This is a genomic window from Streptomyces sp. NBC_00212 (assembly GCF_045206365.1).
In the GTDB taxonomy this organism is placed as follows: domain Bacteria; phylum Actinomycetota; class Actinomycetes; order Streptomycetales; family Streptomycetaceae; genus Streptomyces.
In genome coordinates this window covers 6,659,210-6,673,743 of the sequence record NZ_CP108115.1, presented here as the reverse complement: position 1 = coordinate 6,673,743, position 14,534 = coordinate 6,659,210, and the positions used below count along the sequence as shown (strand labels likewise).

The window sequence follows — 14,534 nt, the reverse complement described above, 5'->3', positions numbered from 1 at the left end:
GCATGAGCATGTACCCGACGATTCTCTACGGCGATGCGAAAGCGGCGATCCGCCAGCTCAAGGACGCCTTCGGCTTCACCGAGGTGTGTGCGTACGAGGGTGAGGACGGCAGCGTGATGCACGCCGAGCTGTCGTACGGGACGGGCGCGGTGATGCTCGGCTCCAAGGGCCGCGCGGGCCTCTTCGCGAAGGTGATGGCCGACGCGGGCCCGGTGGGGGTGTACGTGGTGGTGAGCGATGTGGACGCGCACTACAAGCGGGCCGCCGAGCAGGGCGTGGAGATCCTCATGGAGCCGACGGACCAGGACTACGGCTCGCGGGACTACATGGCGAGGGACGCGGAGGGCAACGTGTGGAGCTTCGGCACGTATGCGCCGGGCGGCGCGGAGTGAGGGGGTAGGGGCCTGGCCCCTGACCCCGCCGGCACCGGGAGCTCAGGCGCGGGGGCTCGGGGGTGGGCGGCTCGGGGCTGCTCAACGGGTCGGCAGGGAACGGGAGTTGAGGGCGTGGCGTGCCGCCCCTGGGGGCGGGCGGCGGTGTCGCTACGCGCGTCGCTATACGGAACCCGTGTGAACCTGGAAGGCGGCCCGGCGGACCGCCTTGGCCAGAGCCGGGTCGGGGTGAGCCGCGGCCAGGGCCACCAGGACCTGCACGGTGCGCGGATGCCCGACGGCACGCACCTCGTCGAGCAGTGCCGGGACCGTGCCCTGCACCGCCGAGTCGAGGTGGCGTACGAGCAGTTCGCTCTCGCCGTGATCGGCCACGGCGGCGGCCGTGTCGACCCACAGCCAGGTGGACTCCTCGCGGGTGAGGACACCGAGCACGTCCTCGGGGTCGCCGCCCTCGTACTCGGCGAGCCACAGCAGGGCGTAGGGGCGCAGGCAGGTTTCCGCGGCGGCGGCGCGCACCCCGGCCTCGGCGGGTGCTCCGACGACCCGCAGCGCCTCGAAGGCGAGTCCGCGCAGCAGGGCGTCGTCACCCCGGGCGACGTCGAGGAGTTCGGTGACGGCGCTGCCGACGGTGCGGGCGGCGGTCCAGGCCCGGTACTCGGCTCGGGCCGGGCCCGGGGTGAGGCCGGCGCAGCCGCGCAGCATGTCGTCGGCGGACTGCTCGATGTTCCCGGCGGGGCTCTGCGCGGCGACGCAGATCTGCTCCAGCTTGACCCAGACCGCCCAGTTGCCGAGCGGGGTCAGGGTGGCCTGGCCCTCGCCGAGGACGAGCGCGCCGACGGCGGCGAGGCCGGCCAGGGCCCAGCCGAGGAGGTGTGGCAGGAGCGGAGGCAGGGACACGGGGTCGGGCTGGGGCCCGTAGGGGACCTCGCAGCGTTCCTCTCGGAGTTCGGCGACCCGCTGGCCGAGCAGGTCGAGCAGCGCCGGTACGAGGACGGGCCCGTTGGAGAGCTGGAGGAGGGAGAGCACCTGGGGGACGGCCTCGACGACCTCGGCGACCGCGGTGGGGGCGATGTCGTCCGGGGCGGGGTGGACGAGGGACCAGGCGTCGAACAGGGCGACCCAGCCGCGCAGGACGGCCGCGTCGTCACGGTCCCAGGCGCGCAGCCGCCAGCCGGGCCGCACCGTGGCGCCGTGGAGCTCGACGAGACCGGCCAGCCGGGCCCGGTCCCAGCCGGCCCGCACCTGACCGGGCGTCAGACCCAGTGCGGCGGCGGCCCGCTCGGCGACCGGCGCGGGCAGCGGTCCCGGCCGGCCGGGACCGCAGGCGCCGCCGCGGGCGCGCTCGGCGTCGGTCCAGCGGGCCACGCGTACGGCGTCGGCGAGCACCGCCCTGGCCTGGCGGGCCAGTTCGGCGGCGGCCGGGGTGCCCGCGGGCGGCCGGGGCGCCGGCCGGGTACGCCGGTCGGTCACGGCCCTGCGGGCGGTGGCAAGGGGTCGGGCTTGCATCGGGTGCGGAGCGCGGACAAGCCGCAGTCTGGAGTCGCGCGGCAACTTCTCTTCAGGCTTCCGGGACGTCACGCAGGCAGTCTTCCCCGTCACTGCCCGAAAGCCCAAACGGAATCGGCCACGATCGCCACGCCGGAGGCCACGGGGATTGCTGGGGGTCCGGGGGTCGCCCCCGGATGGGCACAGTCCCGGCACTGCCCGAAAACCCAAACGGAATCCGCCCCTCACGCCGCACCGGGGCTGCGGGGACCGCCGGGGGTCCGAGGTCGCCCCCGGATGGACACGGCTCCGGCGCTGCCCGAAAGCTCAAACGGAATCCGCCCCTCATGCCGCACCGGGGCTGCGGGGTGTCACATGAGCGGGGTGAGGAAGCGGCGCAGGGTTTCTTCGTAGGTCCGTGGGTCGGCGTTCCACATGGAGGCGTGGGGGGCGTGCGGGACCGTGTGCAGGGTGATCAGTTCCGGGCGGCGATCGGCCAGTTCGCGGGAGGGGCCCCAGGGGGCGAGCGTGTCGTCGGGGCCGTGGAAGAGCAGCGTCGGGACGCGCAGGGCCTTGGGGTCGACGGCCTCCTGGAGGCGGTCGCCGTGGAGGCCGGTGCGGCCCTGGGCGGCCCGGACGGCGAGCGGAAGGAGCGCGCCCGGGGTGCCGTGGGCGGTGGCGAGGGCCTTCAGGGTGAACTCCCAGTCCAGTACGGGCGAGTCGAGCACGATGCCGCCGATGCGCTCGCGCAGTGCGGAGTGGGTGGCGGCGTGCAGGGCCATCGTGGCGCCGGTGGACCAGCCGTGCAGGATGACCCGCCGGGCCCCGGACCGCAGGGCGTAGCGGATCGCGGCGTCGAGGTCGCGCCACTCGGAGTCGCCGAGGTGGCCGAGCCCGTCCGGCGAGCGGGGTGCGCCCTCGTCGCCCCGGTAGGCGAGGAGAAGCACGGGGAGCTGCTGGCGGTGCAGGAACTCCACGATGTTCAGGGGGTGTTCGCGGGTCGTGCCGAGGCCGTGGACGGCGATCACCCAGGTGGTGCGGGGGCCGGGCACCAACCAGGCGGGCAGCGGCCCGAGTTCGGCCGCGATCTCGACGTCCTGGTACTCGATGCCCAGGGCGGTGCCCGGGGTGCCGCGATGCACCTGGGGCGTGAGCCGTACCCGGTCCCCCGCCGCGAGGCTGCCGTGGGTGACCCGCTCCAGACGGCGCACCACCGTGTCGGCGGTGTGCGGGGCGCCGTCGAGGACCTCGCCGACGGCGACGTGGGCACCCCTCCCCTCCAGGCCGTACGTGCCCGGGCGCAGCGACACGAGCGAGCGGGTCAGGGTGATCCGGCCCGGGGCCGTGGCGTGCACGGTCAGCCGGGGGTCGGTGGGCAGCGGGCGGCCCGGCGGCGCCTTGAGGGCGGCGTCGCTGGCGTAGCGTCCGGCGACGACCGCTGCCGCGCCGACGCCGAGGAGGGTGGTGACGGCCGCGGCCGTCTTCGTAGCGGGGCGCACCCCTCCAGTCTCGGCTCGGGGCCGCCGGGGTGCCAGTGGGCGGAGCCCATCGGGGCGGCGCGCCTACGGCTGCCCGTATCCGCGCAGCCGTTCGGCGACCTCGTCGAGCTGGGCGGGGCTGAGCAGCGAGGGGGCCCGGCCGGGCAGCGCCGAGGCGGTGAGCCAGAGCCGGCACATCCACTCCAGCTGGGCGGTGCGGTCGTAGGCCTGGGCTAGGCCGGTTCCGTAAGTGACGGTTCCGTGGTTCTGCAGGAGACATCCGGTGCGGCCCTCAAGGGCGCGCAGCATGTTCCCGGCCAACTCCTCGCTGCCGTACAGGGCGTACGGGGCGACCCGGACCGGGCCGCCGAGCGCGGCCGCCATGTAGTGGACCAGGGGCAGTTCGGTGACGAGGGTGGACACGGCCGTGGCGTGCACGGCGTGGGTGTGGACGACGGCCCGCGCGTCGGTGTTCCGGTACACCGCGAGGTGCATCGGGATCTCGCTGGTGGGCCGGAGCGTGCCCATGACCTGGCGGCCTTCGAGGTCGACGGCGACGGTGTCGGCGGGGCCGAGCCGGTCGTAGGGGACGCCGGTCGGGGTGACCAGGACCAGGTCGCCGACGCGTACCGACACATTGCCCGAGGTGCCGACGACCAGCCCTTCCGCGGCGGTTCTGCGTGCGGTGTCGATCAGTTCGGCCCATGCCGCGGCGGTTCTGCGTGCGGTGTCGATCAGTTCGGCCCATGCCGCGGCGGTCGCCGCCTCGTCGTCGCTCATGCGGCCGATCCTGCCAGGGCGCAACGGCCGCGACACGGGAGTTGGACGGCGATCTTCAACTAGCCTCTGGGTGCTTTGTTCCGTACATCATCGGAATTCTGGGGGGGACGTCATGGCTCGCGACCGCAATCCGCTCCCGCGCCGAGCCCGGGTGCGGGCCGCGCTCACGGGGGGCTTGGCCGCACTGGCGCTGGGCAGTGTGGGGCTCGCGGCGCTGCCCGCCGCGTCGGCCGCGGACAAGCCGCTCGGCCACGACGTGTCCTCGCACCAGAAGAACGTGGACTGGGCCTCGGCGAAGGGCCTGGGCGCCTCGTTCGTCTACGTGAAGGCGACCGAGTCGACGACGTACCACAATCCCTACTTCGGGCAGCAGTACGACGGCGCCCGGCAGGCGGGTCTGGTGCGGGGGGCCTACCACTTCGCGCTGCCCGACCAGGCGTCCGGCCGGGCGCAGGCCGAGTTCTTCGTGCGGCACGGCGGCGACTGGTCGGACGACGGCTGGACGCTGCCGCCCGCGGTCGATCTGGAGCGCAACCCGTACGGCAAGGACGCCAAGGATGCCAAGGGCGGCAGCAGCGCCAAGTGCTACGGCCTGAGTCCGGCCGCGATGACGTCGTGGATCGCGGAGTTCAGCGACGAGGTGCGGCTGCTCACCGGCCGCCGCCCGGTGATCTACACGACCGCGGGCTGGTGGAACGACTGCACCGGCCACAGCAGGGCCTTCGCCGCGACCCACGCCCTGTGGCTGGCCCGGTACGCCGACACGCCGGGCGCGCTGCCGGCGGGCTGGTCGTACTGGACGTTCTGGCAGTACCAGAACGGCAGCGGGAGCCTGCCGGGTGACCAGAATCTCTTCAATGGGACTTTTGGGCAGTTGAAGCGGTTCGCGGCGGGCAGCTGACCGGCCCCCGTGGGCCAACTTGGGGCGAGAAACGGCCACAGACACCGACACGCCCGCCCCAGTTCATCTTCCGTTCACTCAGGTTACTTACGTTCGTCCAGCCACTGACGTCGAACGATTGCCTGGGTAAATGGAACACATCACGCTGCTGCTCGCGATTGTGATCGTGACAGCTCTCGTGTTCGATTTCACGAACGGTTTCCATGACACCGCCAACGCGATGGCCACCACCATCTCGACCGGCGCCCTGAAGCCCAAGACGGCGGTCGCCATGTCCGCCGTGCTCAACCTGGTCGGCGCGTTCCTGTCAGTGGAGGTCGCCAAGACGATCTCCGGCGGGATCATCGACGAAAAAGGCATCAGAACCGAGGTCATCTTCGCGGCCCTGGTCGGTGCCATCCTCTGGAACCTGCTGACCTGGCTGCTCGGTCTGCCCTCCAGTTCCTCGCACGCCCTGTTCGGCGGCCTCATCGGCGCCGCGGTCATGTCGGCGGGCTGGTCCTCGGTCAACGGCTCGACCGTGGTCACCAAGGTGCTGCTCCCGGCCGTCGCCGCGCCGATCGTCGCGGGCATCGCCGCGATGCTGGCCACCAGGCTGACGTACCGGCTCAACCGGAACACCGACGAGAAGGCGACCGCCAAGGGCTACCGCGCGGGCCAGATCGCCTCGGCCGGCCTCGTCTCGCTCGCCCACGGCACCAACGACGCCCAGAAGACGATGGGCATCATCACCCTCGCCCTGGTCACCGGCGGTGTGCTGCACCCGGGCGCGAACCCCCCGCTGTGGGTCATCGTCTCGGCCGGTCTGGCCATCGCGATGGGCACCTACCTCGGCGGCTGGCGCATCATCCGCACCATGGGCAAGGGCCTGACCGAGCTCCGCCCGCCGCAGGGCTTCGCCGCCCAGACCGGCGCCGCCACCGTCATCCTGGCCTCCTCGCACATCGGCTTCTCGCTCTCCACCACCCAGGTCTGCTCGGGCTCCGTGATGGGCGCGGGCGTCGGCCGCAAGGGCGGTGTGGTCCGCTGGTCCACCGCGTCCCGGATGGCCGTCGCCTGGGTTCTGACGCTGCCGGCCGCCGGACTCGTCGGCGCGGGCGCGGAGTTCCTCACCAAGCAGGGCACCTGGGGCATCGTCGCCGTCGCGATCCTCCTGATCGCCGGTTCGGGCACCATCTGGAAGCTGTCGCGCCGCCAGCCGGTCGACCACCACAACGTCACCGCCGACGAGATCGGCGAGGCCCCCGCGGCCGAGCCCGCCGGTGTCGTCACCACCGCGATCGCCGCGGTCACCCCGCCGCCGACCGCCGCGGCCGCCGCGGCCATCGACCTCAAGGCCACGATCCAGGCCCCGGCCCCGGTGACGCCTGCCGACCCGCCCACCCCGGCGACGGTCTGACCCCGGTTCTCCGGCACAGCTAAGGAATCCTCATGCACATCGACTGGGCAGCTCTCGGCTCCGTCTTCGGCGTCAGCCTCGCGGTGACCGTCGGCCTGGTGGGCCTGTTCACCCTCGGCATCGTCGGCCTCACCAAGCGGGAGGCCGCGGCATCCGGCACCGGCAACGTGGCGCTGGCCCGCACCGGTGCGTACGCCTGCTTCGCGGCCTGCGCGGCGGCCGTCGCGTACGGGATCTATCTGATCGTCGCCTGACCCACAGGCATCACCCGAACCGCCCTCCGGCCCGTGCCGGAGGGCGGTTCTGTGTGGCACCGCGCACTCTCCCCCGCCGCAGGTCAACAGCAAGTTGACGGGTGTTCTCGCAGCGTGGTGGACTGCACCGGCCAGCTACGGCGGCAGCAGAGGAAGCCGGTGCGAATCCGGCGCGGTCCCGCCACTGTCACCGGGGAATGATCCCCGCGAGCCAGGAACTCTCACCGCCGGTCACGTCGTACCAGGGCGCGGACACCCTGAGTGAGGACATACCGCCATGCGCGCCTGCCCGTCGAGACTCTCCGGCCCTACCCGCGACGCCCTGGCGGGCTGAGCGCATGCGGGCCGATCGCACCTTCGCCTACGGCGCCACGGCCGGGCTCCTCGGCGACCTCCTGCTCGGCGATCCACGCCGCGGGCATCCGGTCGCCGCGTTCGGCCGCGCGGCCGGCGCCGTCGAACGCGCCCTGTGGCGTGACCACCGCGGCTGGGGCGCGCTGCACACCCTGGTGTGCGCGGGCGGCGCCGCGGGCGCGGCAGCGCTCCTTTCCCGTGCCGTACGAGGCCGTCCCGCCGCGTCCCTCGCGCTGACCGCCGCCGCCACCTGGACCGTGGTGGGCGGCACCTCGCTCGGCCGCGAGGCACGGGCCATCGGCGGGGCGCTGGCCGCGGGCGACGTGGAGGTGGCCCGGGAGCGCCTGCCGCACCTGTGCGGGCGCGACCCGCAGTCCCTGGACGCGGACGGCATCGCGCGGGCCGTCGTCGAGTCGGTCGCCGAGAACACCTCGGACGCGGTCGTCGGCGCCCTGGTGTGGGGCGCGCTCGCGGGCGTGCCCGGCCTCGTGGGCTTCCGAGCGGTCAACACGCTGGACGCGATGGTCGGGCACAAGTCGGCCAAGTACCGCAGGTACGGCTGGGCCTCGGCGCGCCTGGACGACGTGGCGGGCTGGCCGGGCGCCCGCCTCACCGCCGTCCTCGCGGCGCTCGCGGGCCCGGACACCAAGGGCGCGGTACGGGCCTGGCGCGCGGATGCGGCGGGGCACCCGAGCCCCAACGCGGGCCCGGTCGAGGCCGCGTTCGCGGGGGCGCTCGGCGTACGGCTCGGCGGCACTCTCTCCTACGCCGGACGCGTCGAGCACCGGCCGGTCCTGAACGGCTCGGGGCGGGCCGTCGGCGTCGCGGACATCGAACGGGCGGTACGGCTCTCGCGCAGGGTGGGCTGGCTGACGCTGGCCGCCTCCGTCGCGACGAGGGCCGCTGTGAGGAAGGGACGTACATGGGTGGCGGGCTGCTGATCGCGGGCACGACCTCGGACGCCGGCAAGAGCGTCGTCACGGCCGGGATCTGCCGCTGGCTGGTGCGCCAGGGCGTCAAGGTCGCGCCCTTCAAGGGGCAGAACATGTCGCTGAACTCGTTCGTGACGCGCGAGGGCGCGGAGATCGGCCGGGCGCAGGCGATGCAGGCGCAGGCGGCGCGCGTGGAGCCGAGCGCGCTCATGAACCCGGTGCTGCTCAAGCCGGGCAGCGACCGCTCCAGCCAGGTCGTGCTCATGGGCAAGCCGGTGGGCGAGATGAGCGCGCGCGGGTTCTTCGGCGGGTCCGGGGGCCCGTCCTCGGGGAAGACGCTGCACGGGGGGCACCGGCAGGCGCTGCTCGGCACCGTCCTGGAGTGCCTGGAGGAGCTTCGGGGCACGTATGACGCCGTGATCTGCGAGGGGGCGGGCAGCCCGGCCGAGATCAATCTGCGGCGTACCGACATCGTCAACATGGGCATCGCGCGGGCCGCGCGGCTGCCCGTCGTCGTGGTCGGCGACATCGACCGGGGCGGCGTCTTCGCCTCGTTCTTCGGGACGACGGCGCTGCTCGCCCCCGAGGACCAGGCGCTGGTCGCCGGCTACGTCGTCAACAAGTTCCGGGGCGACGTGACGCTCCTGGAGCCGGGCATCGAGATGCTGCGCGGCCTCACCGGACGGCACACCTACGGGATCCTGCCGTACGCCCACGGCCTCGGCATCGACGAGGAGGACGGGCTCCGGGTCTCCCTGCGCGGCGCCGTGCGGGAGTCCGTGGTGACGCCGCCGGTCGGCGAGGACGTGCTGCGGGTCGCCGTCTGCGCCGTTCCGCTGATGTCCAACTTCACCGACGTGGACGCGCTCGCGGCCGAGCCCGGCGTGGTCGTGCGGTTCGTGGACCGGCCCGAGGAGCTCATCGACGCGGACCTCGTGGTGGTGCCGGGCACGCGCGGCACGGTCCGCGCCCTTGAGTGGCTGCGCGAGCGCGGCCTCGCGGCGGAGCTGGCCCGCAGGGCCGCCGGGGGCCGCCCGGTGCTCGGCATCTGCGGCGGGTTCCAGCTGCTCGGCGAGCACATCGAGGACGAGGTCGAGTCGAGGGCGGGCTCGGTCACCGGGCTCGGCCTCCTTCCGGTACGGGTGCGGTTCGCCGCCGAGAAGACCCTGGCGCGGCCCGTCGGCGAGGCCCTGGGGGAACCCGTCGAGGGGTACGAGATCCACCACGGCGTGGCCCAAGTCCTCGGCGGAGAAGCCTTCTTGGACGGATGCCATGTGGGCTCCGTCTGGGGCACCCACTGGCACGGCTCCCTGGAGAGCGACGGGTTCCGGCGCCGGTTCCTTGAGCAGGTCGCGCGGGCGGCGGGCCGCCGGTTCGTGCCCGCGCCCGACACCTCGTTCGGCGCGCTGCGCGAGGAGCAGCTCGACCGGCTCGGCGACCTGATCGAAGAACACGCGGACACCGACGCCCTGTTGCGGCTGATCGAGCAGGGCCCGCCCGCCGGGCTGCCCTTCATCCCGCCGGGGGCGCCATGAACACCCCCGCGAGCCCGCGGCGTACAGCACTACTCGAAGGAGAGATCGGCACATGAGCACCCGGTATCCGTTCACCGCCGTCGTCGGCATGGACGACCTGCGCCTCGCGCTGCTCCTGAACGCGGTGAGCCCGGCCGTGGGCGGCGTGCTTGTCCGGGGCGAGAAGGGCACCGCGAAGAGCACCGCCGTACGGGCGCTCGCCGATCTGCTGCCCGAGGTGGCGGTCGTGGCGGGCTGCCGCTTCAGCTGCGACCCGGCCGCGCCCGACGCGCAGTGCCCGGACGGGCCGCACGAGAGCGGTCCCGGCACCGCCCGCGCGGCGCGCATGGTCGAGCTCCCGGTGGGCGCGTCCGAGGACCGTCTGGTGGGCGCCCTCGACATCGAGCGCGCGCTCGGCGAGGGCGTGAAGGCCTTCGAGCCGGGCCTGCTCGCGGACGCCCACCGCGGCATCCTGTACGTCGACGAGGTCAACCTGCTCCACGACCACCTCATCGACCTGCTGCTCGACGCCGCCGCGATGGGCTCGTCCTACGTCGAGCGCGAGGGCGTATCGGTGCGGCACGCCGCGCGGTTCCTGCTCGTCGGCACGATGAACCCCGAAGAGGGCGAACTGCGGCCGCAGTTGCTCGACCGGTTCGGCCTGACCGTCGAGGTCGCCGCCTCGCGCGAGCCCGAGCAGCGGGTCGAGGTCGTGCGCCGCCGCCTCGCGTACGACGACGACCCGGCCGCGTTCGCCGCACGCTGGGCCGACGAGGAGGGCGCGCTGCGCGGGCGGATCGTGGCCGCGCGCGAGCTCCTGCACTCCGTCTCGCTCGGGGACGCGGTGCTGCTCCAGATCGCCGCCACCTGCGCCGCGTTCGAGGTGGACGGCATGCGCGCCGACATCGTGATGGCGCGCACCGCCACCGCGCTCGCCGCGTGGGCGGGGCGCACCGAGGTGACGAGTGAGGACGTCCGGCAGGCCGCGCTGCTCGCGCTTCCGCACCGGCGCAGGCGCAACCCGTTCGACGCGCCGGGCCTCGACCAGGACAAGCTCGACGAGACCCTGGAGCAGTTCCAGGACGAGGGCGACGACGATCCGGACCCGGGCCCCGAAGGCCCCGGTGGCGGTGGCGGAGGCGGTGGGGTGCCGCCGCAGGGCGACTCCCCGGAGAGCCCGGCCGAATCCCCCGAGCCGTCGGAATCCTCCGACGCCGTGGAGCCGCCGGCCGCCCCCGCCCCCAGCGGTCCCGGTGAGCGGGCCGCGGTGAAGGCCGCCGAGCCGTTCCGTACGAAGATGCTGAGCGTGCCCGGTCTCGGCGAGGGCGCGGCGGGCCGGCGCTCGCGGGCCCGTACCGACCACGGCAGGACGACCGGTTCGCGCCGCCCCCAAGGTGCGCTCACCAAGCTGCACTTGACGGCGACCGTGCAGGCGGCGGCCCCGCACCAGCGGGCGCGCGGGCGATCGGGCCGCGGTCTCGTGGTGCGCCGTGACGATCTGCGCCAGGCCACCCGCGAGGGCCGCGAGGGCAACCTCGTCCTGTTCGTGGTGGACGCGTCCGGGTCGATGGCGGCCCGGCAGCGGATGAGCGCGGTCAAGGGCGCGGTGCTCTCGCTGCTCCTCGACGCCTACCAGCGCCGCGACAAGGTCGGCCTGATCACCTTCCGCGGCAAGGACGCCGAGCTGGCGCTGCCGCCCACCTCGTCGGTGGACGCGGCCGCGGCCCGGCTCGAAACGCTGCCCACCGGCGGGCGCACCCCGCTCGCGGCGGGGCTGCTCAAGGCCCACGACGTGCTGCGCGTGGAGCGGCTGCGCGATCCCTCGCGGCGGCCGCTGCTCGTGGTCGTCACCGACGGCCGGGCCACCGGCGGCCCCGAGCCGGTGGCGCTCGGCGCCCGCGCGGCCCGGCTGCACGCCGCCGAGGGCACCGCGTCGGTGGTCGTGGACTGCGAGTCGGGCATGGTGCGGCTGGGGCTCGCCGGGGACCTTGCCCGCGAACTCGGCGGCACCGCCGTCACGTTGGACGAGCTGCGGGCGGACTCCATCGCCGGTCTCGTCAAGGACGCAACTGGAACTTCGAGGAGGGCCGCTTAATGCCGCAGGGACAGGTCAGTGTCGTACCCGAGGACGGTCTGACGACCCGTCAGCGCCGCAACCGGCCGCTGGTCATGGTGCACACGGGCGTCGGCAAGGGGAAGTCGACGGCCGCGTTCGGCATGGCGCTGCGCGCCTGGAACCAGGGCTGGCCGGTCGGGGTGTTCCAGTTCGTGAAGTCGGCGAAGTGGAAGGTCGGCGAGGAGAACGCGCTGAAGGTGCTCGGGGCGTCCGGCGAGGGCGGCCCCGTCGACTGGCACAAGATGGGCGAGGGCTGGTCCTGGATCCAGCGCGAGCCGGCCGAGGGCGAGCCGAGCCACGAGGAGAAGGCCCGCGAGGGCTGGGAGCAGGTCAAGCGCGACCTGGCGGCCGAGACGTACAAGTTCTACGTCCTCGACGAGTTCGCCTACCTGCTGCACTGGGGCTGGGTCGACGTCGACGAGGTCGTCTCGGTGCTGCGCGACCGGCCGGGCACCCAGCACGTGGTCATCACGGGCCGCAACGCGCCGCAGCAACTGCTGGACTACGCGGACCTCGTTACGGACATGTCCAAGGTCAAGCACCCGATGGACGCCGGGCAGAAGGGCCAGCGGGGCATCGAGTGGTAGCACGTCTCGTCATCGCCGCCCCGTCGTCGGGCAGCGGGAAGACCACCGTCGCGACGGGCCTCATGGCCGCGTTCGCGCGGTCCGGGCTCGCCGTGTCCCCGCACAAGGTGGGGCCCGACTACATCGACCCCGGGTACCACTCCCTGGCGACCGGGCGGCCGGGCCGCAACCTCGACGCGTACATGTGCGGGCCCGAGCTGGTGGCCCCGCTGTTCGCGCACGGGGCGCGCGGCTGCGACCTCGCCGTGGTCGAGGGCGTGATGGGCCTGTACGACGGGGCGAGCGGGCTCGGCGAACTCGCCTCCACCGCCCAGGTGTCCAAGCTCCTGCGCGCCCCGGTGGTGCTCGTCGTGGACGCCTCGTCGCAGTCCCGGTCGGTGGCCGCCCTGGTCCACGGCTTCGCGTCGTGGGACCCGGAGGTGCGGATCGGCGGGGTGATCCTCAACAAGGTCGGCTCGGACCGGCACGAGGCGCTGCTGCGCGAGGCGATGGACGACGTCGGCGTCCCGGTACTCGGCGCCCTGCGCCGCGCCCCTCAGGTCGACACCCCGTCCCGGCACCTGGGTCTGGTGCCGGTCGCCGAGCGGCGGGCCGATGCGGTGGACGCGGTGGCGGCCATGGGGGAGCAGGTGCGGGCGGGGTGCGATCTGGATGCGCTCCTGGCTCTGGCGCGGTCGGCTCCGCGGCTGGGTGCGCAGGCGTGGGATCCGACCTTTGAGCTCCCCCACCCCGCCCCTTCCCGCAAGCCTCCGGCGGATGGATCGTCGGCCTCGGGCCGGTGGGCACGGGGCTCCGCCCCGGACCCAGCTCCTCAAACGCCGGAGGGGCTGAATGGTGCGCCGGAAGGGCTGGATATTGCGGCTGAGGCCGAGATTCAGGCTCGGCGAAATCAAACCCGTCCGGCGATTGAGGACTGGGGGCCGGGGGGCAAGGCCCCCCACGCGGGGGAGCCGCACAGTGTCGCAGCGGGAAGGGGCGGGGTGGGGAAAGGCTCCGCGCAGCGGCCCCTCATCGCCGTCGCCGGTGGCTCCGCCTTCACGTTCTCGTACGCCGAGCACACCGAACTCCTCACCGCCGCCGGCGCGGAAGTCGTCACCTTCGATCCGCTCCGGGACGAGCAACTCCCCCCGGAAACAAGCGGGTTGGTGATAGGTGGGGGCTTCCCCGAGATGTACGCCGCCGAGCTTTCGGCCAACGAACGGCTCCGCAAGGCCGTCGCCGAGCTCGCGCGGTCGGGGGCGCCCGTGGCCGCCGAGTGTGCGGGGCTGCTCTACCTCGCGCGGTCGCTCGACGGGGAGCCCATGTGCGGGGTGCTCGACGCCGACGCGCGGATGTCGGGGCGGCTCACCCTCGGGTACCGGGAGGCCGTCGCGGTGCGGGACAACAGCCTGGCCGTCGCCGGGACGCGGCTGCGCGGCCACGAGTTCCACCGCACCGTCATCGAGCCGGGCGCGGGCGCCGACCCCGCGTGGGGCATCGTGCACCCGGAGCGCCGCGTCGAGGGCTTCGTGCGGCAGGGCGTGCACGCCAGCTATCTGCACACGCACTGGGCGGCCCACCCGGAGGTCGCCCGCCGCTTCACCGCGGGCTGCGCCAGGTGACGCACTCAGCCGGCGATGCCCACCACCAGCCAGATGAACCCCACGCCCGCGACGGTGCACAGCAGCGTCGACAGGGCGGGGTGCTCGTGGTGGGCCTCGGGGAGGATCTCGGCGGCGGCGAGGTAGAGGAGCACGCCGCCGAAGAAGCCCAGATAGCTGCCGAGCAGCTGCTCCGGAAGAGTGAACAGCAGGGTCGAGGCGGCTCCCACCATCGGGGCGAGCGCGTCGGCGAACAGCATCGCCACCGCCTTGCGCTTCTCGTTCCCGTACAGGCTGGTGATCGTGTACGTGTTGAAGCCGTCGGCGAAGTCGTGGGTGATGACGGCGAGCGCCACGGCGACGCCCATGCCGGCGCCCACCTGGAAGGCCGCGCCGATGGCGATGCCGTCCATCAGGCTGTGCCCGACCATCGCGGAGGCGACGGTGACGCCGACCTGCGGGGCCCGGTGCTCGCCCGCCCCGTGGGCGGCCTGGCGCACGGCGAGGACCCGCTCGACGACGTGCGCGAAGAGGAAGCCGCCGACGAACAGGAGCAGCGCGCGGGGCACCCCGAAGAGGTCGTCGCCGGCCGCGTCCAGGGCCTCCGGCAGCAGGTCGAGCCCGACCACGCCGAGCATGAGTCCGCCCGCGAGCCCGAGCACCAGGTGGCGCCGGTCGGTGACCCGCTGGGCGGTCCAGCCGCCGACCAGGGTCATCAGGAACGCGCCGAGCGCGACGAATACCGCCATGCGCCCTTGCTAA

At 73.8% G+C, this 14,534-nt stretch carries 13 protein-coding genes and 1 riboswitch; of the genes, 9 read left to right on the top strand and 4 right to left on the bottom strand.

Annotated elements, in window-relative coordinates; genetic code table 11:
• Positions 1-2: 2 nt before the first annotated feature.
• Positions 3-392, top strand: a complete 390-nt coding sequence (locus tag OHA17_RS30385) for a VOC family protein (RefSeq protein ID WP_406509186.1) — start codon at positions 3-5, stop codon at positions 390-392.
• A 162-nt stretch (positions 393-554) separates the two neighbouring features.
• Here the strand turns inward: OHA17_RS30385 and OHA17_RS30380 are convergent, their stop codons facing one another.
• The 3 genes from OHA17_RS30380 to OHA17_RS30370 form a co-directional block, all read right to left on the bottom strand.
• Entirely contained in the window at positions 555-1,898 is a 1,344-nt protein-coding gene (locus OHA17_RS30380) for a hypothetical protein (RefSeq protein ID WP_398876608.1), read from the bottom strand.
• 350 nt (positions 1,899-2,248) lie between these two features.
• Positions 2,249-3,376, bottom strand: a complete 1,128-nt coding sequence (locus OHA17_RS30375; protein ID WP_406509185.1) for an alpha/beta hydrolase — start codon at positions 3,374-3,376, stop codon at positions 2,249-2,251.
• Between the two features lie 63 nt (positions 3,377-3,439).
• On the bottom strand, positions 3,440-4,135 hold the full coding sequence (locus tag OHA17_RS30370; protein WP_406509184.1) for a class II aldolase/adducin family protein: 696 nt from the start codon (positions 4,133-4,135) through the stop codon (positions 3,440-3,442).
• Positions 4,136-4,247: 112 nt separating this feature from the next.
• Between OHA17_RS30370 and OHA17_RS30365 the strand changes: the two genes are divergently transcribed.
• From OHA17_RS30365 to OHA17_RS30330, 8 genes are all read left to right on the top strand, one after another.
• Positions 4,248-5,036, top strand: coding sequence for a lysozyme (locus tag OHA17_RS30365; RefSeq protein WP_406509183.1), 789 nt, complete (start codon positions 4,248-4,250; stop codon positions 5,034-5,036).
• Positions 5,037-5,166: 130 nt separating this feature from the next.
• On the top strand, positions 5,167-6,435 hold the full coding sequence (locus tag OHA17_RS30360) for an anion permease (RefSeq protein ID WP_398876612.1): 1,269 nt from the start codon (positions 5,167-5,169) through the stop codon (positions 6,433-6,435).
• A gap of 32 nt (positions 6,436-6,467) precedes the next feature.
• Complete coding sequence (locus tag OHA17_RS30355; RefSeq protein ID WP_406509182.1) at positions 6,468-6,689, top strand: hypothetical protein; 222 nt, start codon at positions 6,468-6,470, stop codon at positions 6,687-6,689.
• A gap of 100 nt (positions 6,690-6,789) precedes the next feature.
• A riboswitch (cobalamin riboswitch) is annotated at positions 6,790-6,931 on the top strand.
• Positions 6,932-7,027: 96 nt separating this feature from the next.
• A complete protein-coding gene (locus OHA17_RS30350; RefSeq protein ID WP_406509181.1) occupies positions 7,028-7,984 on the top strand; it encodes a cobalamin biosynthesis protein in 957 nt (318 codons plus the stop codon).
• Positions 7,966-9,510: a cobyric acid synthase gene (locus tag OHA17_RS30345; RefSeq protein ID WP_406509180.1), complete on the top strand. Its 1,545-nt coding sequence runs from the start codon at positions 7,966-7,968 to the stop codon at positions 9,508-9,510. Before OHA17_RS30350 ends, OHA17_RS30345 begins: the two co-directional genes overlap by 19 nt.
• A gap of 52 nt (positions 9,511-9,562) precedes the next feature.
• On the top strand, positions 9,563-11,584 hold the full coding sequence (locus tag OHA17_RS30340; protein WP_406509179.1) for a putative cobaltochelatase: 2,022 nt from the start codon (positions 9,563-9,565) through the stop codon (positions 11,582-11,584).
• Complete coding sequence (cobO, locus tag OHA17_RS30335; protein ID WP_406509178.1) at positions 11,584-12,192, top strand: cob(I)yrinic acid a,c-diamide adenosyltransferase; 609 nt, start codon at positions 11,584-11,586, stop codon at positions 12,190-12,192. Before OHA17_RS30340 ends, cobO begins: the two co-directional genes overlap by 1 nt.
• Complete coding sequence (locus OHA17_RS30330; RefSeq protein ID WP_406509177.1) at positions 12,186-13,793, top strand: cobyrinate a,c-diamide synthase; 1,608 nt, start codon at positions 12,186-12,188, stop codon at positions 13,791-13,793. Before cobO ends, OHA17_RS30330 begins: the two co-directional genes overlap by 7 nt.
• 5 nt (positions 13,794-13,798) lie before the next feature.
• Here the strand turns inward: OHA17_RS30330 and OHA17_RS30325 are convergent, their stop codons facing one another.
• Positions 13,799-14,521 carry a ZIP family metal transporter gene (locus OHA17_RS30325; RefSeq protein ID WP_053724040.1) on the bottom strand — a complete coding sequence of 241 codons (723 nt, stop codon included), beginning with the start codon at positions 14,519-14,521 and terminating at the stop codon, positions 13,799-13,801.
• Positions 14,522-14,534: the final 13 nt, after the last annotated feature.